General features: G+C 39.6%; 14 protein-coding genes. 6 read left to right on the top strand and 8 right to left on the bottom strand.

Going from position 1 to position 22,853, the window contains the following annotated elements; all coding sequences use genetic code 11:
- The first annotated feature begins 25 nt into the window (after positions 1 to 25).
- Positions 26 to 1,855: a c-type cytochrome gene (locus GM418_RS02075; protein WP_158862664.1), complete on the top strand. Its 1,830-nt coding sequence runs from the start codon at positions 26 to 28 to the stop codon at positions 1,853 to 1,855.
- A gap of 415 nt (positions 1,856 to 2,270) precedes the next feature.
- On the opposite strand, the gene GM418_RS02070 is transcribed toward GM418_RS02075, so the two are convergent.
- From GM418_RS02070 to GM418_RS02050, 5 genes are all read right to left on the bottom strand, one after another.
- Complete coding sequence (locus GM418_RS02070) at positions 2,271 to 3,680, bottom strand: sulfatase (protein WP_158862662.1); 1,410 nt, start codon at positions 3,678 to 3,680, stop codon at positions 2,271 to 2,273.
- Positions 3,681 to 3,735: 55 nt separating this feature from the next.
- Positions 3,736 to 5,196: a RagB/SusD family nutrient uptake outer membrane protein gene (locus GM418_RS02065; protein WP_158862660.1), complete on the bottom strand. Its 1,461-nt coding sequence runs from the start codon at positions 5,194 to 5,196 to the stop codon at positions 3,736 to 3,738.
- Between the two features lie 18 nt (positions 5,197 to 5,214).
- Complete coding sequence (locus tag GM418_RS02060; RefSeq protein ID WP_158862658.1) at positions 5,215 to 8,565, bottom strand: TonB-dependent receptor; 3,351 nt, start codon at positions 8,563 to 8,565, stop codon at positions 5,215 to 5,217.
- 89 nt (positions 8,566 to 8,654) lie between these two features.
- Positions 8,655 to 9,845, bottom strand: a complete 1,191-nt coding sequence (locus tag GM418_RS02055; protein WP_158862656.1) for a FecR family protein — start codon at positions 9,843 to 9,845, stop codon at positions 8,655 to 8,657.
- A gap of 69 nt (positions 9,846 to 9,914) precedes the next feature.
- Complete coding sequence (locus GM418_RS02050; RefSeq protein WP_158862654.1) at positions 9,915 to 10,505, bottom strand: RNA polymerase sigma factor; 591 nt, start codon at positions 10,503 to 10,505, stop codon at positions 9,915 to 9,917.
- A 266-nt stretch (positions 10,506 to 10,771) separates the two neighbouring features.
- Here GM418_RS02050 and GM418_RS31430 point away from each other — a divergent pair, with 266 nt between their 5' ends.
- From GM418_RS31430 to GM418_RS02035, 3 genes are all read left to right on the top strand, one after another.
- The gene (locus GM418_RS31430; protein WP_217447683.1) at positions 10,772 to 12,709 is read left to right on the top strand and encodes a glycoside hydrolase family 97 protein; all 1,938 of its coding nucleotides are present in this window, start codon (positions 10,772 to 10,774) and stop codon (positions 12,707 to 12,709) included.
- A 92-nt stretch (positions 12,710 to 12,801) separates the two neighbouring features.
- Entirely contained in the window at positions 12,802 to 13,485 is a 684-nt protein-coding gene (gene araD, locus GM418_RS02040) for an L-ribulose-5-phosphate 4-epimerase (RefSeq protein ID WP_158862652.1), read from the top strand.
- A gap of 69 nt (positions 13,486 to 13,554) precedes the next feature.
- Complete coding sequence (locus tag GM418_RS02035) at positions 13,555 to 15,219, top strand: ribulokinase (protein ID WP_246222807.1); 1,665 nt, start codon at positions 13,555 to 13,557, stop codon at positions 15,217 to 15,219.
- A 165-nt stretch (positions 15,220 to 15,384) separates the two neighbouring features.
- Here the strand turns inward: GM418_RS02035 and GM418_RS02030 are convergent, their stop codons facing one another.
- The gene (locus tag GM418_RS02030) at positions 15,385 to 16,815 is read right to left on the bottom strand and encodes a S8 family peptidase (protein ID WP_158862650.1); all 1,431 of its coding nucleotides are present in this window, start codon (positions 16,813 to 16,815) and stop codon (positions 15,385 to 15,387) included.
- Between the two features lie 256 nt (positions 16,816 to 17,071).
- Positions 17,072 to 18,403, bottom strand: a complete 1,332-nt coding sequence (locus tag GM418_RS02025) for a PQQ-binding-like beta-propeller repeat protein (RefSeq protein ID WP_158862648.1) — start codon at positions 18,401 to 18,403, stop codon at positions 17,072 to 17,074.
- 270 nt (positions 18,404 to 18,673) lie between these two features.
- On the opposite strand from GM418_RS02025, the gene GM418_RS02020 reads away from it, so the two are divergent.
- Both GM418_RS02020 and GM418_RS02015 read left to right on the top strand, forming a co-directional pair.
- Positions 18,674 to 20,575 carry a hypothetical protein gene (locus GM418_RS02020; RefSeq protein ID WP_158862646.1) on the top strand — a complete coding sequence of 634 codons (1,902 nt, stop codon included), beginning with the start codon at positions 18,674 to 18,676 and terminating at the stop codon, positions 20,573 to 20,575.
- Positions 20,572 to 21,282 carry a hypothetical protein gene (locus GM418_RS02015; RefSeq protein WP_158862644.1) on the top strand — a complete coding sequence of 237 codons (711 nt, stop codon included), beginning with the start codon at positions 20,572 to 20,574 and terminating at the stop codon, positions 21,280 to 21,282. The genes GM418_RS02020 and GM418_RS02015 overlap by 4 nt, the downstream gene beginning before the upstream one ends.
- A gap of 4 nt (positions 21,283 to 21,286) precedes the next feature.
- Here GM418_RS02015 and nhaC read toward each other — a convergent pair whose 3' ends face one another.
- Complete coding sequence (gene nhaC, locus GM418_RS02010; protein ID WP_158862642.1) at positions 21,287 to 22,747, bottom strand: Na+/H+ antiporter NhaC; 1,461 nt, start codon at positions 22,745 to 22,747, stop codon at positions 21,287 to 21,289.
- Positions 22,748 to 22,853: the final 106 nt, after the last annotated feature.

Here is a 22,853-nt window from a genome sequence, read left to right as displayed (position 1 = left end):
TTGTCCCACGATTAACAACTTAAGAATGAAATCTACACTTTATATCAATATTACGTTCCTTTTATTTTTACTTTTTTCATGTTCTTCAGAATCCGGAAAAATAATGTCGCCCAACCAAAGTGTGTTTGGTGAAAAGCAAAAACTACTTTATATTGCCGATGAAACAGCCCATCGGATTTATATTTTAAACACGGCGGAAGCGGCTCCAATCAAACAAATTGAACTGGCAGCAAAACCAGGCGGACTTGCACTTTCTCCTGACGAAACAAAATTGTATGTAACACTTTCTGCTCCTGAAGGAGAACTTTTGGAGATTGATTTAACAAGTTTGGAGGTTACCCGGCGTTTAAAAGTGGGGCACACGCCAATGTCTCCGGTTGTTACCCCCGATGGGAAATCGCTCTTTTTCTGTGCCCGATTTGATGACTCGGTTGTTAAAGTAAATCTTTCTGATTTTTCTGTTGAACAAACTGCAAGTGCCGACCGAGAGCCGGTTTCTTTGGCCTGCGTTCCCGGAACTGATTTGCTTCTTATTGCGAACCATTTACCAAGCGGAAGTGCAAAGGCGAAGTACCATTCTGCAAAAGTGTCGGTTTTTGATGCCTCTTCCATGCGTAAAATAAAAGAGATTGATCTTCCCAACGGTTCCAACGGGTTAAACAAAATTACAATTTCTCCGGATCAGAAATTTGCGTATGTTACCCATGTTTTAGGGCGTTACAATGTGCCAACCAATCAGGTGGAACGAGGCTGGATAAATACCAATGCACTGAGTATTATTGATGTCGCTCAGCAAAATTATCTGTGTACGGTAATGCTTGATGATTTGGATTTGGGAGCTGCCAATCCTTACGATGTGGAATGCAGTAAAGATGGAAATAGCCTTTTTGTTTCGCATGCCGGAACGGATGAGTTGAGTATTATCGACCGGAAAGCCTTGCATGCCCGGATTTCGCATGTTGCAGATGAAAGCCAGCCAACATTATTTGCAACCTCGCTCGATGAAATTCAGAACGATTTGAGTTTTTTACAGCATATTCGGAAACGAATTGACTTGCACGCAGCCGGCGCAAAAGGGATAGCTTTGGGTGGAGATAAAATTTATGTATCGATGTATTTTTCGGGAAGCCTTGCTGAAGTTGATCTTGCAAATCCTGCAGATGTGGCCTCGCTGTCGCTGGGGAATCAAGAAGAAGCAACCAAAGAACGGTTAGGCGAAATGTATTTTAATGATGCGCGGCTTTGTAAACAACATTGGCAATCTTGTACCAGTTGCCATCAGGGAGATGCACGCGTTGACGGCTTAAACTGGGATTTGCTAAACGATGGAATTGGAAATCCGAAAAACACCAAAAGTATGTTGCTGGCCCATGCCACTCCTCCGGCCATGATAACAGGTATCCGAAGCAGTGCATCTGTTGCTGTAATTGCAGGAGTAGAGCATATTCTTTTTACGCGGCAACCCAGGGAAATTACAGATGCCATCGATGCTTACTTAACAAGCTTAAAACCCGTAGCCAGTCCGTATTTGGTTAACGGAAAATTGAGTGAAGCAGCTCAAAGAGGGGAAACAGTTTTTGAGCAGGCCCGGTGTTCCCATTGTCATTCCGGAGCCAATTTTACGAATTTGGAAAGTTTTGATGTTGGCGAAGGAAGCGGGGCAGATGAAGGCCGGAAATTTGATACGCCTTCGTTGATTGAAGTTTGGCGAACAGCTCCCTATTTGTATGACGGAAAGGCAAAAACGATAAAAGAAGTTTTAACAACCTACAACACAAATCAAAAACATGGACAAACGGCAGATTTAACCGAACAGCAACTAAACGATTTGGAAGAATATTGTTTGTCGTTGTAACTAATATAGGCCTGTAAGTTCTTTTGTTGTCCTGTTGTACTTTTACCGCTCCCTGTTGTCTTTTTAGTTGTCCTGTAGGGTTTTTTGACGCCCTGTTTCATTTTTTCAGAATCCTGTTCACCTTTTTCCTGTCCTGTTTAACAGGAAGAGCCCAAAACGGTACAGGGAAGGTAATTTTGTAACAGGGACAGCTAATTCTTAACAGGATTCCTGCAGTTGCTGAAAAAGTTGATGCGAAAGTAAAAGAGCTTAATTTCAAAGGGTAAACTTTAAATGATTTTGCTGAAACTAAAATTCCCGCATAAATTTACCCCGATTGCCAGATAAGGAGATTGGGCAATCGGGACAGGTTTTTAATGTCTTCCGGTAAAATGTTATTTGTTCGTTTTGTTGTTAAGGACAGTTTTACGGCAGTTTATTTTTTTAGCGGTAATTTTGCGTGTGTGGTTTTAAGCCAGTCTTCAAGTTTATTGTTTAACTCATTTACTTTTTGCGGATTTTGTTTTGATAGTTCATTGGTTTCCGCCAGGTCATCCGCCAGGTTGAAAAGTTCAAATTCGTTCCCTTCGTAACGTTTTATCAGCTTCCAGTCGCCATCTCTGATTATACTGTACGGAACAACATCTTTTCCCCTGTAATGTGGAAAATGCCAAAAAAGAGGGACCTGTGGAAGTTTTTTATTTTGTAACAAGGGACTAATATCCCGGCCATCAATCGTTCTGTCGGGAAGAGGAGTGTTGGTAATTGCGCAAATAGTAGGCAAAAAATCTACGCTTGAAACAGGAATATCGCATGATGTGGCTGCTTTGATTTTTCCTTTCCAGTATACAAACATGGGTTCCCGGATTCCTCCTTCATAGGGATAGCCTTTTCCTGACCGTAAAGGGGCGTTGTTTGTCGGGCCAACTAATCCGCCGTTATCGGAAAAGAAAATAATGAGCGTATTATCCATTAGGTTTTCTTTTTTCAGCGTGCTTATCAGTTTTCCGACAGCCTGGTCAACACTCTCAACCATTGAAGCATAGACGGCATTGGTTTGCTTATCAACTTTGTTTTTTGCTTCATATTTGTCAATCATTTCGGGTTTTGCCATCAGAGGAGTATGAACAGCATAGTAGCACATATTGATAAAAAAAGGTGCGTTTTTATGTTGTTGAATGACATCAACCAGTTCATCCGCCAGGCGGTCAACAAGATATTCTCCTTCTTTACGTGGCTCTAATGTGGGAAAACTAACTCCTTTATCATTGGCATAAGGGTCAAAATAATTCACGGGTTGCCCCATATCACATCCTGCAATGTTTACATCGTATCCCTGGTGTTCAGGATAATAATCGTCGGGGCCGAGATGCCATTTCCCAATATGGCAGGTGAAATAGCCATTTTCCTTCAACAGTTCGGCTGTTGTTACTTCGTCTTTTTCCATCCAGTATGGATTTGACGGTGTCATTAGCTTTTTTCCTTCGTTTTTTTCGTAGGGTGGAGGTGTGTTGAGCTTTTCTTTATTGACCTGGAAACGTGCTCTAATCCAGTCAGTGACTCCAATTCTGGCAGGGTAGCGCCCTGTTTGTATAGAGGCTCTGGTTGGTGAACAAACTGCACATGCCGCGTAAGCGTTGGTAAAAGTCATTCCCTGCGATGCCAGTTTATCAATGTTGGGAGTTTCATAAAACTTACTTCCCATGTAACCAACATCCCTCCATCCTAAGTCATCGACAAGCAAAAATATGATATTGGGTTTGGTATCTGATGTTTTTTCTGTTTTCCCAAAAGTATGCAGTTGAAAAACAAATAAAAGAATGATGTAAATAACCTTTTTTTTCATCGTGTATTGGAATAAAAAAGGCCCTTTTTACAGGGCCTTTGAATTTTTATTGGGTTTAGTTGTACCCCGGATTCTGTTCCAGATTCGGGTTTGAATTTAATTCAGACTGTGGTATTGGAAACAAGGTCATATAATCCTGAGCGTTACTTGCACCACGTGCTTTTGCCCGGGATATCAACTTCCCTTGTCTTATCAGATCCATTCTTCGCAAGCCTTCAGATACAAATTCCCAGCCCCTTTCATCAAGAATGGCATCTCTGAGTTCGTCTTTTGAACTAAAATCTGATACGTTGTATAGCGGTACTCCGGCTCGTTCTCTCACTTCGTTTATAAAGTCAATCGACTCCTGGCCCGGACCATCCAGCTCATTTATCGCTTCAGCGGCATTCAACAGCACTTCTGCATATCTCATCATCGGTATATCGTTGCCATGATTTTGTGAAATCGCATTGGGATCAGGTACATATTTAAAACACCGTACTCCGCGGCTTACATCATCGGGATCCAGACAATCGTGATAAACGCCGTTAACATCAGTATATTCGAACAACATCCATCCCAAACGTTTGTCATCAGCGTGGTAAGAATTTACAAAATCGCTGTATAAAACAAATTGGGCTCCCCAGTTGATCCAATTGCTCTGGATTTGATAGTTGGGTGGAAAAACGTGTGGCATTATACTGTTGCCATGAAATGTAGTTGACGCAGGGCTCGTGAAAATAACTTCATCATTTTCTTCATTCTCAACGGCAAACATATTGGCCAAATCGCCGTCAAAAAGCTCATACTGCTGAAGGTTGACAACCTGTTTTGATACGTCGGCGGCTTTTTGCCATTGATGGGTATTCATATAGAAGCGGCTAAGAAAAGAAAGCGCGGCACCTTTTGTTGCTTTTCCCCATAAATCCTGTTCCAGAGGAAGATCAGCCGCCGCAGCAGTTAACTCTGTTTCTATAAACGAATTAAATTCTTCATTGCTTGCTTTTGCCGGTTCAAAATTAAGTTCCTCTGTTGTAGTTGTCAGCGGAACCGGGCCAAACATCTCCCACAAATAATAGTAATCAGCAGCCCTTATAAATGTTGCTTCAGCTTTTAACTGCTTAACCTTAGTTTCACTTAGCGAAGTAACATTGTCGATATTATCAAGTAGTGAGTTTGCATTACGTATACTGGTATACAGGTTGTTCCATCGTCCTTCAAACTGTGATGTTTGTGAGTCCCAGTTATACGTCATATAAACTGTGGCGATAGCTTCAAAACCTCCGCCCCATTCCCACATAATATCCCCCGGGAATTCTCCAAATGTAAACATCCGTTCACGCAGCGAACTTCCGGTGTATTGTAAATTATCATAAGCTGCAACTAAAACACTGTTAATCCCTTCTTCGGTTTGCAAAAAGGTATTTGGATCATACTGCGTGTACACTTCCTCTTCCAGAAAATCGCTGCAGCTAAAAAGGGAAAGCGCAAGAGCTGTAATCCAGACTATTTTTGATTTAAATATATTTTTAAACATGATATTCATTTTAAAATGTTAAAATTTAATGTTTGCACCAATCCTAAATACTTTTGCTAAAGGATAGTTGTTGTAACTGGTTTTTACAACGCCGGTTCCTGACTGGTTTGCATCCGGGTCAAACCCTTCAAACTTGGTAAAGGTCAGTAAATTTTCTCCTGAAATGTAAACGGAAGCAGATTTAAACAGATTGAAGTTTTTTAACGGGATATCATAACCTAAAGTAATATTTTTTACACGTAAAAATGAAGCATCCTGTACACTGTAAGAATTAATAACTTTTCCACCGTTAAAGTAGATGGATGAATTTACTCCCGACGGGTACTCTGCGCCAGGATTTTCGGGTGTCCATCTGTCGGTATAATGCTCGCTCATAATGTTTCTGTCGAAATTAATCGGTTTTAATGACTCAATAACATTACTGTTCAAAGTTTCTATTCCTTTTACACCCATAATATAAATCTCCAGGTTGAAATTTTTATATGAAAATGAATTGTTCAAACTAAATGTAAGGTCAGGGAATGGTTTTCCAAGAACAACCCGGTCATCAGAATCAATATTTCCATCTTCATCATAGTCAAGGAATATCGGTTCGCCGGGATTTGCATTGGGCTGGGCCGAATTGGCTATGTCATCATTTTCCTGAAAAATTCCCACGACTTTGTATCCATAAAATGCCCTCATGGGAGAACCTTCCTGAACCAATGCAAAATCCTGGGTAAAAGTTCCGATGCTTCCGGTTGTTATAATGTCTCCAACAAAAGGAGGAAGTTTAATTACCTCATTTTTGAGTGTTGAAAAGGTAAGGTTGGTTCTCCAGCTAAATGCTCCAACAAGGTTTTCTGTATTAATGTTAAAGTCAATTCCCGAGTTTCTTACGTTCCCGAAATTGGTTCTCACACTGGTAAAGCCTGTTGATGCCGGAACCGGTTTATTAAATAACTGGTCTTTTGTATTTTTTACATAATATTCAATACCTCCGGAAATTCTGTTTTGCAAAACTCCATAATCCAGCCCAATGTTATATTCTTCCGTGGTTTCCCATGTCAATTCCGAATTCGGGATACGTGCCGGTTGGGCGCCGCTTAGCTCGGAACCTCCAAGAATGGTGTTTCCTCCGGAAACAAATGTTTGTATCGTTTCAAAGTTATTTATCCCTTCGTTCCCCATTTGTCCGTATCCGAATCTTAATTTTAGCTGGCTGATGGCCGGGATTTCTTTTATAAAAGATTCTTCGCTTAATCGCCATCCAACAGCAACCGACGGGAAAATTGCATATTTGTTATCTTCTGAAAAACGTGACGAACCGTCTCTTCTTAAAGTTGCTGTTAGCAAATACTTTTCATTGTATACATAATTTAGCCTTGCGATAATCGATTGCAAGGCATGGGTATATCTTGAAGAACTTACATCGTAGGTTTCTTTTATTCCACTGGAAAGAAGATTTGTGTTGGTAACGTCAGACAGAAAACCTGCAGCATAAGAATATTGGGAGAGGTTTTCAAACTCTTCCCAGGTGGCTCCCCCCATTACGGAGATGTGGTGAACCTGGTTAAAATATTTATCGTAATTTAAAAGTCCTTCAAACATCCAATAGCTGTTATCGTTGGTTGTGATACTTCCAATCCCTCCGGAAGATTTTCCTTTTTCGGTAGTTCTGTCTTTATACGAATCGTAGCGACTGTTATACAGGTTAGTTCCTAAACGAACAGAAGCTTTAAGGCCGTCAATAATGCTGTATTCGGCTAAAACATTTCCTGAAATGCGGGTATTTTTCTGGTTGTCATCATATCCGTATGCCAACGCCAAAGGATTATCAAGTGCAATTGAAGCATTTCGCTGGTATTCCCCCTGCTCATTTTTTTCAGTCGTTAACCGGGGATCAAACTGAAGAGCTGCATTTAACGGGTCCGCATTTTCATTTGCAGAATTACTGTCGTTAGGGATGATGTCTTTTTTACTCAGTGCCCCGTTTAAATTTATTGCAAATTTGAATTTTTCACTCGGTGTAAATTCGAGGTTTATTAAAGTATTGTATTTTTTTAACCCGGAGCTTATCAGGATTCCATCTTGATCCAGGTATCCGAGAGATACATAGTATTTTGACGTATTTGAGCCGCCGTTTATTGAGAACTGGTGATTCATTGCAAATGCGTTCCGCATAAGAACATCCTGCCAGTCAGTTCCCTTTCCTGCCGCCGAAATTTCCTGATCAGTAAAAGGAAGTGTTTTTCCTCCATCTTCACTTATGTCATTTATCATTTGCATGTATTGAGTTGCATCCAGAACATCAAATTTATAGTCGGGTGTTTGCAGCGCAAAATAAGTGTTGTATGATACAACGGGCGTGCCGGATGAGCCCTGTTTGGTCGTAATTAAAACCACTCCGTTAGCAGCTCTTGTTCCGTAGATAGCTGCTGCTGATGCGTCTTTCAGGATTTCAATCGACTCAATGTCAAGCGGGTTCAGACTGCTGGGATCTGCTCCCGGAAGTCCGTCAATAACAACCAGTACACTATTGCTGCTGTTAATGGATCCTGCTCCCCTTACTTTAATAGAAAGAGCTCCTCCCGGTTCTGAATTTGCCTGGCTGATTTGTACACCCGATGCTTTTCCCTGAAGCAACTGAAGTGCATTGTTGGCCACGCCTTTTACAAAATCTTCTGAATTTACCGAAGTAACTGAGCCGGTCAGGTCACTTTTTTTCATTGAACCATAACCAATTGCAACAACTTCATCGAGGCCGATACTTTCTTCTTCCATTACTACATTAAAAGTTACTTTGCCTTCAACAGGGATTTCCACTGTGCTCATCCCCACAAAAGAAAACTGCATAATCTCAGCATCATTGGGAATAGACAGGGAAAATTTGCCATCGGTGCCTGAAACTGTTCCAATACTTGTTCCTTTTACGATGATTGAAACTCCGGGTAATGGTAAGCCTTGATTATCAGTAATAATCCCGGTAATATTTTTTTGCTGTTGTTGGAAGTAGGTAGGAACATTGTCCGATTTACGGATAATAATTTGCCTGTCGTAAACATCATAAACCACTTCTTCTCCTTGTAAAACATTGTCGAGAATCTGGTTGATTGTGGCATCTTCAAGCTTAATATTCACCTTTTTATCCACGTTGAAGTCTTCATTTTTATATAGAAAAACAAACTCACTGTTGTCTTCTACATAAGCAATTACATCGCGAATGGTTCTGTTTGTCAGCTGAATATCCATTTTAGTTACCTGCGAATAACTATTGGCATTCGCTGTCATTATCAATCCAAAAATTAGTACTACTGTGATACGCATAATACGCCCCCATTTTTTTATGATTCCCGGATCATGGGAATCCAATAACCACTTTTTTTTCATAAATTTGATTCGTTTTTTTAATGTTTAAATTACTTTAAAAGGTATTTAGACAAACCGGAAAATGTGCCACCATTTTCCGGTTGTTTTTTTTATTTGATTACATAGTTGTTTGCATTTAGTTCGATAAAATCCAAACCTGTAAGGTTTGATAAATATTCAAAAACTTCATTTTTTTCTTTTGTAACATCGAGTTTTCCTGTTATCTGAATGCTTCCTTTTAAGGGATCGTCAAATTGAAAGCGGATGTTGTAAAATCTTTCCAGTTTACGAATAATCCGGTTCAAATCGGTATTTGAAAAGCTAAACAGACCCTGGATCCAAAGTGTGTAATATTCAACATCAACATTATAAATTACTGTCTCTTTGCTTTTTTTATTAAAATAGGCCAGTTCGCCGGGTGCCAATTTGATTTTTTTATCAAGCAGTCCTGCATTGGAACGCGAAAGTTCAACGCTTCCTTCAGCCAATGCAGTTTGTACTGAATAATCTTCCGGATACGCCGAAACATTAAATTGAGTTCCTAAAACTTTAATTTCAACATCAGCAGTTTTTACAAAAAAAGGTTGTTTTTCATTTTTAGTAACCTCAAAAAATGCTTCACCAACCAAAAATACTTCACGTCTTTTATCGACAAAAGCTGAAGGATAAATCAACCGGCTGCCCGCGTTAAGCCATACCACGGAACCATCGGCCAGCGTAATTTTTGAACGGCTTCCGTAAGGAATAATCAATGTATTCATTTCAGGAGTGTCATCCTGAGTTTTCTTTTTTAACCGTTCTTCGCGATTTACAATAATGTCATCCGAGTTTGAATAGTCCAGTTCCGATTCTCCCGGTTTAAGATTTATTTGCTGCTGATCATCAATAATTAAGACGGGATCCTGAGCATGGGCAGGCATTACAGAGTTATCCACTACGATTTCCGGCTGCCTGCTGTCCATGTACAGGTAAACTAAACTACTTCCAATCGAAAAAAATAAAAATGCTACTGCAGCATATTTTATTATATTTTTTATAAACAGAGCGTGTTTCTTCTTTTTGTCAACGGCATCAAGTTGTTTAACAATTCGATATGCCAGCTTTTTCTTACTTTCCTCGTCAATTTTTTTATTGGTGAATTTCAGATATTTCTCAAAGTTTGATTTTAGCTCCAGCACAGCATCGGTCTCTGCCGGATTTTGTTCGAGGTAAGCTCTCCAATAGGCATTCAATTCTTCAGTAGGATGAAAAATCCATTTAAAAAAAAGAGGATTCTCTATTAATTGACTGTATATGTCCATCCGTTTAAGTTTAATTAAATACAAGAGGAAGACACACGGAAAAGGGGACAATAAAAAAAGGTCAATTTTTTATGCTTTATAACATAAAAAGAACAATTCGAAAAAATTATTTTGAAAACGTTTTCTGAAATACGCTAAAATACGCTGAACTTGTTTTTTTACTGTATCGGGTTTCAGGTCAAGTAATAATCCGATTTCAGTATAAGTGAGCCCACTGTTAAATTTGAGAAAAAGAAGCTCACGTTTGCGGCTGTCCAGATTTTTAATTTCTTGTTTGAGTAAAGAAATTTGTTTTTCAAGCTGCTGTTCATCCAAATTTGAATCTTCCACAGGAAATTTCAAGTTAAACAGAAACTCATTTTCTTCTCCATAATCAAAACGGCGGCTTTCCTTTAGTTTTCGAACAATGTTGTGTTTGAGTGTTTTAAATAAATAATATTCCAGATATTCAGGATGCTGTAACTTTTTCCCGTAGCTGTATATATTGATAAAAACATCCTGGATGGCATCTTCGAGTAAAAAATTGTTGGATGTTAATTTTGAACCATAAGCAAAAAGCACATCGATAAATTCGTTGTAAATGGTTCTGAATGCTTCCCGATCTCCTTCCCGGAATTTATCCCAAACCATCTGCCAGTATTCTTTTTCTGTACCTTTCACCAATGCTTGTTTAAGTTCGATAGACTGACAAATATATTAAAAGTGTGTCATCAAACAAGCTGTAGTTTTTGGCAGATTTTTCCATTCTGCTTTTCTGCATCTCAAATGGAGGCTGGTATCTGTCAGTATAACGACTGGAAGGAACAACAGATATATAATTGTAAAAGCGAAAAGAAAAAACCGCTATGTTTTTTTTATTTCATTTTAAGGGTTATTTTTACGTTTATAAATAAAGCTGTTTACCATTGAATCTAAACTGATCAATTATGCCCAAAAAAATCAATTTAACACTCCTGTTTTTTCTTGTTCTAACGATTGGATTTGCTGAAAATTATAGCCTGCGTTCGCCTGATAACAGGATTTCGGTTGAAATTACAATTGATAAAAATATCAGCTATTCGGTTTCTTTTAACGGAGAGCGAATTTTAAGTCCGTCAGAAATTTCTTTTGTTTTTAAGCAGGCTCCGCCTCTGGGAAAGGAAATGGATGTGCTGTCTGTAGAGAAATATTCTTCTGATGAATACTGGAAACCTGTACTCAAACGATTTGAAACGATTCGCGACAATCACCGCGGAATTGTATTACATCTTCAGGAGAAAAAATTTCCCAGGCGTTTAACGGGTATCGAATTCAGGATATTTAACGACGGTGTTGCATTTCGCACTTCATTTCCGAAACAATTTGGTGAACGCGAATTTGTAATCATAGATGAATTGAGTCAGTTTAATTTTACTGAAAATCATAAATGCTGGGCCGTAAATTATATCAATTACACCACTTCTCAGGAAGTTGAATTTTTTGAACGCAGAATTGGAGATGTTGCTCCTGACATGTTAATGGGACTTCCTTTTACCATTCAGGCAAACGACAATTGTTATGTCGCAATAACAGAGGCAGCCTTAACCGATTATGCAGGAATGTACCTCAAATCGGGTAGAGAGGAAGAATTTGCCTTACGAACTGCATTATCGCCGTTAAAGGGACAGCCTGAAACCGGTGACAAAGTAATTTTTAAAACACCGCATCAAACTCCGTGGCGGGTAATAATGGTGGGTGAAACCCCCGGCAATTTAGTTGAATCAGAAATTATACAAAATCTAAATGAACCTTGCGAGATTAAAGATCCTTCCTGGATAAAACCCGGAATTAGCGCCTGGGATCACTGGTGGAGTGGGGAAGTTAAGATGGAGCAGCCGGTTATTTATGAATATATCGATTTGGCGTCGAAGATGGGATGGCCGTACATGTTAATCGACTGGCAGTGGTATGGAATGTATAATAAAGAAGGAGCTGATATAAAAACGACGGCACCTCAGTTAAATATGCATGAAATACTGGAGTATGCAAAAAGTAAAAACGTGAAGTGCTGGCTTTGGATGTATAATACGGATGTTTTTCGTTTCGATTTTGAAGAAGCTTGTGCTCTGTATGAAAAATGGGGCATTGCCGGAATTAAAATTGATTTTATGGACAGCGACGATCAGGAAATGGTAAACTGGTATCATAAAGTTGTTAAAACGGCCGCGAAGTATCATTTGATGGTTGATTTTCACGGGGCATACAAACCAACAGGCTGGCGCAGAACTTATCCGAATCTGGTAACACGCGAAGGGGTTCTGGGAAACGAATACAATAAATGGTCGTTGCGTGTAACGCCGGAACACATGTGCACACTGCCTTTTACCCGCATGCTGGCCGGACCAATGGATTTTACTCCCGGAGGTTTTTTGAACCGGAATCCCGATAAATTTATGAACGGAACTCCCGCCAATGTTTTGGGGACCCGCTCAAATACGCTGGCGCAGTTTGTGGTTTACGATAGTCCGTACCTGGTGGCCTGCGACCACCCCGGAAATTATTACGGACAGACAGGAGAAGAGTTTTTAAAAAAGGTAAAATCGATGTGGGATGATACAAAAGTGCTAAACGGAGAAATCGGTAAATACATAACAGTGGTGCGCCGCGATGGAAAACGATGGTTTATTGGTGCGATGAATAACAGCCATGAAAGGGAATTGGAAGTTTCGCTCGATTTTTTGCCGGAGGGAAAATACAGTATGATATCGTTTTCGGATTCGGAAAAAACAAAAGAAAATGCCGAAATTGCGGAAAAAAAGAAAAGTACAGTTGACGGGAGCAATACAATAAAAATAAAAATGATTCCTGGAGGAGGGTTTGCTGCATGGCTTGACCTCGTTCAGTAAACAGGTAGCAGCAAACAGCGAAAAAGTGTGTTTGTTAAAATACAAAAGTTTAAATTGCAAACTTTGAACTTAAAAACATTAAACTCAAAATCATGTTGGAAAAATTAAAGGAAGAGGTATTTGAGGCCAATCTTGATCTGGTTAAACACGGGCTTGTAATTTTTACCTGGGGAAATGTTAGCGGAATTGACAGGGAAAGGGATTTGGTTGTAATAAAACCCAGCGGTGTATCCTACGATCAGATGAAACCCAAAGATATGGTGGTTATGAATTTGTACGGGCAGGTTGTGGAAGGAAATTTAAAACCTTCGAGTGACACTCCCACTCATCTGGTTTTATACCGTCAGTTTCAGAACATCGGCGGAGTGGTTCACACACACTCCGAATGGGCTACATCCTGGGCACAGGCAGGTAAAGGAATTCCGGCGATTGGCACTACGCATGCTGATTATTTTTACGGAGAGATACCCTGTACGCGTAAAATGACAAAAGAAGAAATTGAAGGAGAGTATGAACTGGAAACCGGGAAAGTAATCATTGAGAGATTTAAAGATATGAACCCTGATCAGATTCCCGGAGTTTTGGTAAATAACCACGGGCCATTTAGTTGGGGCACAAATGCTGATAATGCAGTTCATAATGCAGTGGTTATGGAAGAGGTCGCAAAAATGACTTTTCGTTCACTACAGTTAACTCCTGACACAACAATGAGCCAGGAACTGCTGGATAAACATTTTTTAAGAAAACACGGTAAAAATGCCTATTACGGCCAATAAATCCGTTTTAATTTGAATATTCAAAGTAAAAAAGAGATAAACCAAAAAATTAATCAATAATAAATTCAAATGACAAAGTATACTATCGGATTGGATTATGGTTCGGATTCGGTCCGTTCATTAATTGTAAATGTTGAAACCGGCGAAGAGGTCGCCAGTGTTGTTTTTAATTATCCGCGGTGGCAGAAGGAAATGTATTGCGACAGCTCCAAAAATCAGTTTCGTCAACATCCGAAAGATTATTTGGAAGGCCTGGAATATACAATCAGAGAAGCTTTAAAACAGGCACCGGAAGGCGTTGCCGAAAATGTTGTAGGTATTTCGGTCGATACAACAGGTTCAACACCGGTGGCTGTTGATGAGAAAGGGACGCCACTTTCATTAACAACCGGATTTGAAGAGAATCCAAATGCTATGTTTGTATTGTGGAAAGACCACACGGCTGTATATGAAGCCGAAGAAATAAACAAACTGGCAAAAAAGTGGGATATTGATTTTACAAAATTTGAAGGCGGAATTTATTCATCCGAATGGTTTTGGGCAAAACTGTTACATGTAATCCGCGAGGATGCAGGCGTTTACCGTGCTGCTTATTCCTGGGTGGAACATTGCGACTGGATTCCTGCCATTTTAACAGGAAATACAAATCCAAAAACATTAAAAAGAAGCCGTTGTGCTGCAGGGCACAAAGCCATGTGGCACGAAGCTTTTGGAGGATTACCTTCTGAAGAATTTTTAACCGCGCTTGATCCCATGCTGGCCGGTTTAAAAGAACGTCTTTTTAAGGAGACATTTACCTGTGATGTTTCTGCAGGTACATTAACACAGGAGTGGGCTGACAAACTTGGACTTTCAACCAACGTGGTCGTCGGTGTTGGTGCTTTTGATGCGCATCTTGGAGCAGTAGGTGCCGAGATTGAACCTTATTATTTATCTAAAGTAATGGGAACTTCTACTTGTGACATGCTGATTGCGCCAATGGAAGAAGTAGGCGATAAGCTGGTAAATGGAATCTGTGGTCAGGTAGATGGATCAATTGTTCCCGGCATGCTGGGACTGGAGGCCGGGCAATCGGCTTTTGGAGATATTTATGCCTGGTTTAAACGGGTTCTGGAATGGCCGTTAAAGAATATCCTTGCTGAAACAGAATTGGTTGACAGTGAAACGAAACAAAAGCTCATTGATGAAACAGCAGACAAAATAATTGCCAAATTGAGTGAAGAAGCTGAGAAAATACCGATTGATGAAAGCGGTATTGTAGCACTCGACTGGATGAACGGACGTCGTACACCCGATGCCAATCAGGCGTTAAAAGGAGCAATTGCCGGATTAAATCTGGGTTCAGATGCTCCGCGTATTTTTCGTGCGCTGGTAGAAGCAACAGCGTTTGGCTCGCGCGCTATTAACGATCGTTTTATTTCAGAGGGGGTAAGAATTGATGGCGTAATTGCATTGGGTGGTGTGGCAAAAAAATCGCCTCTGGTAATGCAAATTGTAGCCGATGTGTTGGATATGCCTATAAAGGTAGCCCGCTCGGAACAGGCCTGTGCGCTTGGTTCGGCAATGGCAGCTGCAGTTGTAGCAGGTGTGTATCCAAATACTTCTGAGGCACAGAAGAATATGGGAGGTGGGGTTGAAAAAGAATATCACCCTATTCCAGAGAATGTGGAAAAATACAAAGTGCTTTACGAAAGGTACAAGAAGTTTGGGAAGTTTATTGAATTTGAATATTAAATCAGATTTTAACCATAAAACAAAAAAAGGTCGCCTGAAAATCGCAGGTGACCTTTTTTATATTTAAACCTTCTCCTGTTTCTTGTCGAGTTCTTGAAGGTTAGACTTCAAAGAACCAAAAAAAATTATTTTGTTTCGCTATCCAATACCATTCGTTGCATAAATTTACTCCGTAACGGCACGGTATGCATTTACCCTGCCTTTTCCATATAAATCAGAGGTTCCGTTTCCGTCAATGTTATCGGCTGTTTTTAGAAGCTGCTTTTCAACTTCATGAGGAGCAATATTTCCCTGATTTTTTGCAATAATTAATGCGGCTACTCCCGCAACATGGGGCGACGCCATACTTGTTCCGGAGGCAAAAGACCATCCTCCGCTAATAGTACTATAAATCATGTCATAATACCACAGGTCCTCTTCTGAATCAAAATCTCCTCCCGGTGCACTGATATCAACCAACGATCTCCCGGTATTGGAATAAGAAGCAATTTCATCCAAATCAGTGGTTTGGTCATATGCCCAGTTTAGTGGTGCTGTTGCCGACACTGAGATTACATTATTCAAATCAGCAGGTAAAACAAAAGCTGATCCATTTCCGTCGGCATTCATATAATCATTCCCTGCCGCAGCTACAACGGTTGCCCCGCTTCTGGTTGCAAAATCAATCGCTTTTTGCATTGCATGTTTCAAATCCTGAATGCTTTGGGGTGCATACCTGCCCAATAGATTCCCCTCTTCGTCATAAACAAAACCATTTGTATTAAGAACAGTTCCTAAGCTCATGTTTATTACATCAGCACCCTGCAAAGCCGCATATACAACACCTTCGATAACCCAGCTAAAATAACCTGAGCCGTCAGATTCTGAAAGTACTTTAACTGCAACAATTTCGGCTTTTGGAGCTACACCAATAACACCGGTATTTAGATCGGTAGCTATATTATCAGCTGCCGCAATAATACCAGCTACGTGTGTGCCGTGATTAAAATAAAAGCCCGGTTGGATGTTCCAGTCTTCATCCGGAACAAATGATTTGGAAAGAGTTGTATTTAAATTTGGCGACAGATCCGGATGTTCAGCATCAATACCACTATCCAGAATAAAAACTTTTGCACCTTCCCCCTTGAATCCGGCATTCCATGCCTCCGGTGCATCAATGGCATCCAGTCCCCATTGGAAAGGGAAGAATTCTTCGTCATCGCCAATACTTGGAGGACTTGCCATTGGAAATACCTTGACAGGCTCCAGCCACTTGAGACTTAAATCAGCAACTACGGATTGTACATCAGAGAGTTTACTGACTTTTGTTTTGAAGTTGGGAGCAGTTGTCTTAACGACAGCAATCCCAATTTCCGGTATCGTTTTTACAATTTCTCCCAAACTGGCAAGTTCATTAACCAATCCCTCCGGCAGTGTTTCCGATTTTGAAATAACCATAAAGTTATTTGCTTTTGCACTTTTTAAAGTGATACCTTCCGAGTCAAAATCGATTTCTGTTTCAAGGAGATCATCTTGACATCCTGTAAACACAGCAAAAATTATTACTCCTAACACCCTGGCAAAAAACCTTAGCTTTTTGTTGTAAAGTTTTCTCATAATTTTTTTTATTTTTTATTGATACATACAAATTACAAAATTAAATTTCCAAAAAGAATATTAAGATGAATTTATCTTTGTTGTGTGCCTGCGGAAAGTAATAATTTATTGTTGAGACTGGTTTGGAGAGAGGGCCGTTTTGAAAGCTAAACAAACAGATTTTAGGTTTTATTGTGGTAACAATGGCATATTTCAGGTTGAATAGAAAAGAGGCCATTTGTTTATACAAGTGGCCTCTTTTTATTTTGATTTTTTTTTAGTCTTCAAAACAATACAATGAGTTAAAACCTCTCAGAATCAGTTTGTCTCCAACAATGACCGGAGATGCATGGAAATCGTCGTCCAGTTGATTCGAAGAAAGAATTTCAAAATTATCACCGGCTTTAATAACCAGACAAATATTTTCAGAGACCACATAAATTTTATCACCAACTCCTGAAGGAGATGAGTATAAGTCGCTTATTCCCTCCAGTTTTTCTTTTGAATATTTTACTTCACCGGTTTTGGCATCGAGGCATGTCAATTCGCCGTTGTTTGCACGCATAAAATATAAGCTTTCTCCCAACAAAAGATTATCCGGTGTGTAGGGACAATCCTGGTTGTACTGCCATAAAATAATGCCGGTACCTGTGATATCTCCGTGGGCTTTTGCAATATCGATGGCCATTGTTGCATTTCCTCTAAAACCGCTTGACAGATATAAAATTCCATCAGCAATTTTGGGGTTGGGAATAACATTTCGGGTTAATCCGCTGCAACTCCAGATAATTTCTCCGGTGTTAAAATCATAACTTCTTACCAGGTTTGTTGCCGCCGAAATTACCTGAGGTTTCCCGTTTATTTCAACAACGAGCGGTGTCGCCCACGACGAGGGTTCATCCCGTTCATCACTCCAAACGGTTTCCCCTGTTTTGGCGTCAAGTGCAAAAAAATGGGAATCTCCCTGATGGTCCCATTGGATAAAAAGGCGGTTTTTATATAAATACGGGGAAGAACCCTCTCCAAAACTCATCACTTTCTCCATTTGACCAAAATCCCTTTCCCAAAGAATATTTCCATCAAAATCAAGACAATAAATTCCTCGCGAACCAAAGTAAGCGTATATTCTTTCGCCATCGGTACAAGGGGAATTGGAGGCCCAGCTTCCTAATTTGTGTGTTCGTTCTTCCGGTTTTTCGCTGGCAACTGTTTTTTCCCAGACAATTTTTCCATCGTTAAGGTTTACAAGGAGCACTTTGTAGTCCAAAACCAGATTGGTTTCAGTGGCATCCATCCAACTGTTTCCGTCTTCTTTAATTTCGCTGTTCGGTTTCCCCTCAAAAGCTTGCGGCACAGCAGTTTCAATAATTATTTTACCGCCCCAGACAATAGGTGTTGCATGTCCTTTCCCCGGAATTGGAGTTTTCCATTTTAGATTTTGTGATTCGTTGAATTGAACAGGTGGATTCCCTTTTATCGCTGCGCCGGTAGCCAGCGGTCCGCGCCATTGCGGCCAGTAGTTTTCACCCGGCAGGTTTTGTCCGGCAATATCTACTGAGATAAAATTCAGAAACAAAAATGCAGCAAGTAAAAAAAGTTTGGTTTTCATGAATGTAGTTTTGAATGTTTTATGATTTTAAGACAAAAATAGGGAATGAGGGTTTAATTTGTAACACATGATTTGATGTAATCTGTTTGTACTTGTTTTTGATTTAAACTTCGCATGAATTGCTGTATTTCTCTATGCTTTTAGAATCGTTCCAAATTACAGAAATGATTTCGAATGGCAAGCAATACCATAATTTTTGATTGTCTAAATCATTAGCTTTGTCCATTTTATTATTGTTCCAATTTCTAAATAAAACTGTTGATTTCCACAATGAAAGAAATTCTTGCCCTGGTAGTAATACTCCTGTTGTTTTTTTCTGTTTCCTGTGAATTTACACCTTCTGAAATTCCGGAAACCTTTGTAGAGCAACCGGATGAAAATGCACCTGTTCTGTATATTGAAGTACAGCCGGATATGGATACATTAAAACTTGCCAGTGATGTGTGGACACAGTTCAGGCTTACTTCTCAGGAGGCAGAAATTTATTGGGTGAAGATTGATTTTGATGACAGTAATGTTTATTATTCTGACTATAATTCAGGAGCTTTGCCCAGTGTACATGTTTCAATTGGTAATTACTCAGAAGGGCTTCATTATTTTACAATTCAGGCATTTACTGCAAGTAACAGTGGAAGTATTGCCGATAAAGTAGAGGCCGAAGGATATTTGTATGAAGTTCAGTGGCCGGTCATAATCCATCATGGGGTTGATACACGAATTGATATTAAAAAAGTGGAATATATGAACGGACCAGTTGCTGTTAGTTGGGAAAAATACGATTACTACAATTTTCAGAACTACGTGCTTTCAAAATGGAGTTCAACACAGGTTGACGGAGTTAAGTACACTATTTCAAATCCCAGGGTAACAACAGTTCTCGATACCACTTTTCTGGAAGGAGAATATGTGAGTTACTCCGTTAGTCTGAATGGCGGATACAGCCCGGGAGTTTCTTTTGATGTCCCGATAAAAACCCCTGATATTAGTCTGAATGAGGAAGAAAAAATGGTTGTTCGCTGGAATCGCACACAAAATCCCAAAAATCTTGGATATTATCATGTGGCTTTAAAAGTCCCGAATACATATTCTTACCAGGAAATTATAAAAGAAGATGCTGAAGATACCGTAGCGGTTTATGATATTTCGCCCGGTTTTGGCGACAATTATGAATTTCAGGTTCGTTATGTGCCCAAAGGTTTTGATCAGCCTTATGTTATTTATAATTCTTCAGGGGGAGAGGCGCTTTTTTCGCTTGGAAATCAGATGTCGGGTTTTGAAAATGCAATGAAGATAGGAGATACCGAAAACATTTTGTTGTATAACGACGGCTTGTTTTATAAATATAATATGGTAACCCATACAATTTTAGATTCTGTTCGTGTTACCGGACTTACGAATCCCGGTTTTATCAGAATCTCGCCAGACGGAGATTTTTTTAGCTATTTCACCAATACTGATTTTGTAATGCGGAAAACATCAGACTGGGGATTGGTCAGCCAGTTTACAACACCAATTATGGATTATGGAACGGCTCGTTTCTGGAGCGCTTCCATTTCCGACAATTATCATCTTGCGGTAATTCAACACTCAAATATTCTATCAGTTACCGACATAAGGACAGGAACTGAGTTGTTTAGAAAAGAAGGAACGCAGGGTGAATATTTCTCAGATGCAGTTATAAATTCAGAGGGCGATAAAATACTTTATAACTCACTTGTTTATGACGATTGGACATACTATTTGCGTCTGGCTGATTTTGATGGGGATAAAATAACAGAACGTGGAGAAACAGCGGTTGCAAATCCCGGAGCGAATTATGGAATCATTCAATATGCCATCCTGGAAGATAAAGTATTAATTTTAAAGTGTATCTCAACGTACCGTTACAGTTGGGAGGAACGAAGTACAAGCGATTTTTCATTGATAAGCAGTTTTGATATACCTGACCGGTTTTTACCTGTTGCTATCGATTTTAACAAACAACAATTGGTTATGCGGTATAGATTTCGGACTACTTATGATGAAGCATCTGCCTTGTATTATGATTTTGAAAAAAGTATCACGCATAAAATAATCCCGATTATCGAAGGACAAAAATTTGTTCTGTCAAATGAAGTTCTGGCCAATGGCAGTGGAAGATATTTACCTCTAAATGATTTAATTCAGGAATGATGAAACAACTACTTGTTTTTATTATGATAATTGTGTTTGGTGTGCAAGGAGTGGCACAGAATTCTGTGCAAAAAAACAGCCTGAAAATAAAAATAGGAGCTTATGCCGGATATGCTTTTTATTCGTTTGAAAATCTGGAAAGTTTAAATGAACAGGTAATAAGTCAAATGCCATTCGAAGTAGCCGTTATGGACGATTTTCCGGCACGTTTATTTTTTGGCGGGGAAATTTTAATTGAAATTGCCGATTGGTATTCGGTGGGGCCTTCATATGAATTTCATTCAACCGGCTCACGTGTTGGTGCGAAAGATTATTCAGGAACGTACCATTTTGATCAAATTTTGTCTACCCATCAATTGGGAATCGAAAACGAATTACGAATTTTAAAAGGAATTCAACCTGCTGTTTTTATAAATTTAGCAGGAGGTGTAAATCTTTCATCGTGGAAAATGGAAGAAGAGCTTGAACTAGCAGAGGAAGTTCAAACAGATGATAATGATTTTGTTGCAGTAAAACCCTTTGTTTATCCATCGTTAAAATTAGAATATCTTGTTTATCAGAATATTTATGTGTTTGGGAAAGCCGGGTATTTGTTCGATGTAGGTGGAAAATACCATTTATCGGGCAACAAGGATTATGAGTCAACGCTTAAAGTTCCGTGGAGTAGTTTTCGTATTTCTTTTGGCTTTAGATTTGGCTCTCTCTAAAGACTTATTCCTTTTCAATATTTTTGTCTCTGTTATTACTTTGGCTTAACCTCCTGATTTTAATGTTAAAATAGGCGAAGAGTATCGACATCATCGGACTGATGATATTAAAAAAGGCATACGGGGCATAGGCCATCGTATCCACGCCAAGCACCCTCGATTGAGTTGCTCCGCAGGTATTCCACGGAATTAAAACAGAGGTCATTGTTCCGCTGTCTTCCAATGTTCGGCTTAAAACTTCAGGGGCCAGGCCTTTATCCTGATAAGTTTTCCGGTACATTCTGCCGGGCACAACAATAGCCAGGTATTGGTCGGATGCAGTGGTATTAAAAAAGATACAGGTTCCCACGGTAGAAGCAACTAAACTGCCGGTACTTTTTGCATACCTCACAATTGGCTGTGTAATTCTTTTTAACAATCCGGCTGATTCCATAATGCCGCCAAAAACCATTGCCGAAAGGATCAACCAGATAGTATCCAGCATTCCACGCATCCCCGAAGTACTCAGCAAATCAGTTACCTTCGGATCACTTGTGGTGAGTGAAACATCGCCAAACATCGATTGCATTAGTGAAATATAGGAAGCTTTTAAGTAATCATCGGCTACTCCTGCCACTTCGGTAACAATATGAGGTTGAAAAATAATGGCAAAGACACCCCCCAGAATTGTACCTGCAAATAAGGCTGGTAAAGGTGGTACTTTCAGAATAATAATTGTAATTAAAGCTACCGGCACTAAGAACAGTAAAGGATTGGTGTTAAACGTTCCTTCTATTGCTGTTTGCACATTCTCAACATCAATAACAGCACCGGAGAAATCATAACGAAATCCCCAAATCAGAAAAATAATTAAGGTTACAGTCATTGACGGGACAGTGGTAAAAGCCATGTACCGGATATGGGTAAATAAATCGGTGCCTGCCATCGCAGGTGCCAGATTGGTTGTATCGCTCAGCGGCGACATTTTATCGCCAAAATATGCACCACTAATAATTGCTCCGGCAACCAGAGCTTCACTCATTCCCAGGGCATTTCCAATGCCAAGTAAAGCCACCCCAATCGTCGCAATGGTAGACCACGAGCTTCCGGTGGCTACACTTACAATGGCGCTGACAACAACCGCAGTAAAAAGAAAAAGCTTTGGATTTATGATTTCCAGTCCGTAATATATCATTGCCGGAACAACACCACTTATCATCCATGTACCCGCAAGCGACCCAATCAATAAAAGAATTAGAATTGACGGCATTGCTGAACCAATGGTTGATACAATTTTTTCTCTGATTTTGCCCCATTTTAGTCCTAACCGATGAGCGATTAAACCTGCAATTGCAGCTGAAATTATTAATGCAATCTGGTTCGCGCCACCAAGTGTGTCGTCAAACAGAATGACATTCAGGGTTAATAAAATAATCAAAATAATAATTGGTAAAAGAGCTTCGAAAAGTGATGCTTCGCGTTTCATTCAAATTAATTTCGGATTTATTTGTTGGCAAACTAACATTTTATATTTTAAATTGGTACATATTACAAGGGTTTTGTTTAAAAAAGATCAAAATTATTTTCAATTT

Origin of the sequence: Maribellus comscasis, assembly GCF_009762775.1 — a bacterium.
Taxonomy (GTDB): domain Bacteria; phylum Bacteroidota; class Bacteroidia; order Bacteroidales; family Prolixibacteraceae; genus Draconibacterium; species Draconibacterium comscasis.
This window is presented reverse-complemented; position numbering and strand designations above follow the sequence as displayed.

Excerpts from the sequence above, each read along its gene's own strand:
- GM418_RS02075 (WP_158862664.1), top strand. The coding sequence starts at position 26 with ATGAAATCTACACTTTATATCAATATTACGTTCCTTTTATTTTTACTT.
- GM418_RS02070 (WP_158862662.1), bottom strand. The coding sequence starts at position 3,680 with ATGAAAAAAAAGGTTATTTACATCATTCTTTTATTTGTTTTTCAACTG.
- GM418_RS02065 (WP_158862660.1), bottom strand. The coding sequence starts at position 5,196 with ATGTTTAAAAATATATTTAAATCAAAAATAGTCTGGATTACAGCTCTT.
- GM418_RS02060 (WP_158862658.1), bottom strand. The coding sequence starts at position 8,565 with ATGAAAAAAAAGTGGTTATTGGATTCCCATGATCCGGGAATCATAAAA.
- GM418_RS02055 (WP_158862656.1), bottom strand. The coding sequence starts at position 9,845 with ATGGACATATACAGTCAATTAATAGAGAATCCTCTTTTTTTTAAATGG.
- GM418_RS31430 (WP_217447683.1), top strand. The coding sequence starts at position 10,772 with ATGCCCAAAAAAATCAATTTAACACTCCTGTTTTTTCTTGTTCTAACG.
- araD (WP_158862652.1), top strand. The coding sequence starts at position 12,802 with ATGTTGGAAAAATTAAAGGAAGAGGTATTTGAGGCCAATCTTGATCTG.
- GM418_RS02035 (WP_246222807.1), top strand. The coding sequence starts at position 13,555 with ATGACAAAGTATACTATCGGATTGGATTATGGTTCGGATTCGGTCCGT.
- GM418_RS02030 (WP_158862650.1), bottom strand. The coding sequence starts at position 16,815 with ATGAGAAAACTTTACAACAAAAAGCTAAGGTTTTTTGCCAGGGTGTTA.
- GM418_RS02025 (WP_158862648.1), bottom strand. The coding sequence starts at position 18,403 with ATGAAAACCAAACTTTTTTTACTTGCTGCATTTTTGTTTCTGAATTTT.
- GM418_RS02020 (WP_158862646.1), top strand. The coding sequence starts at position 18,674 with ATGAAAGAAATTCTTGCCCTGGTAGTAATACTCCTGTTGTTTTTTTCT.
- GM418_RS02015 (WP_158862644.1), top strand. The coding sequence starts at position 20,572 with ATGATGAAACAACTACTTGTTTTTATTATGATAATTGTGTTTGGTGTG.
- nhaC (WP_158862642.1), bottom strand. The coding sequence starts at position 22,747 with ATGAAACGCGAAGCATCACTTTTCGAAGCTCTTTTACCAATTATTATT.